This is a genomic window from Corallococcus sp. AB032C, assembly GCF_003668935.1.
Taxonomy (GTDB): domain Bacteria; phylum Myxococcota; class Myxococcia; order Myxococcales; family Myxococcaceae; genus Corallococcus; species Corallococcus exiguus.
In genome coordinates this window covers 1-458 of sequence record NZ_RAWP01000272.1, presented here as the reverse complement: position 1 = coordinate 458, position 458 = coordinate 1, and the positions used below count along the sequence as shown (strand labels likewise).

1 pseudogene is annotated in these 458 nt (G+C 63.8%); it reads left to right on the top strand.

The features are described 5' to 3' along the window. A pseudogene (locus D7X99_RS42030) lies at nt 1–458 on the top strand (hypothetical protein); the annotation flags it as partial.

Genomic DNA, 458 nt, shown 5'->3' with positions numbered 1-458 from the left:
AACATAAGCAGCTCTATCAGGTCCAGGGGCGCTACCTGCGCTACGTCGGGCTGGTGGCGCTGGCCTGCCTGCTCTATTACGTCTGGTTTTTTCTGCAGTTCGGCGTCAGCGGCGAACAGCTGACCACCGGCCTGCAGCAGATTGGCCGCTACCTGGCGCGGATGTTCGTCTGGCACGACTTCTGGAACTGGCCGTTCGGCTATTACTTTACGCAAATCGGCGTCACCCTGGCCATCGTCTTCGCCGGGACGCTGACCGCCACGGTGTTGGCGCTGCTGCTCTCCTTCTTCGCCGCCCGCAACATCATGCGCGGCGTGGTGCTGGGGACCCTCGCCCTGCTGATGCGCCGCCTGTTTGATGTGCTGCGCGGGATCGACATGGCTATCTGGGGGCTGATTTTCGTGCGTGCGGTCGGCCTCGGGCCGCTGGCAGGGGTGCTGGCGATCATCATGCAGGAC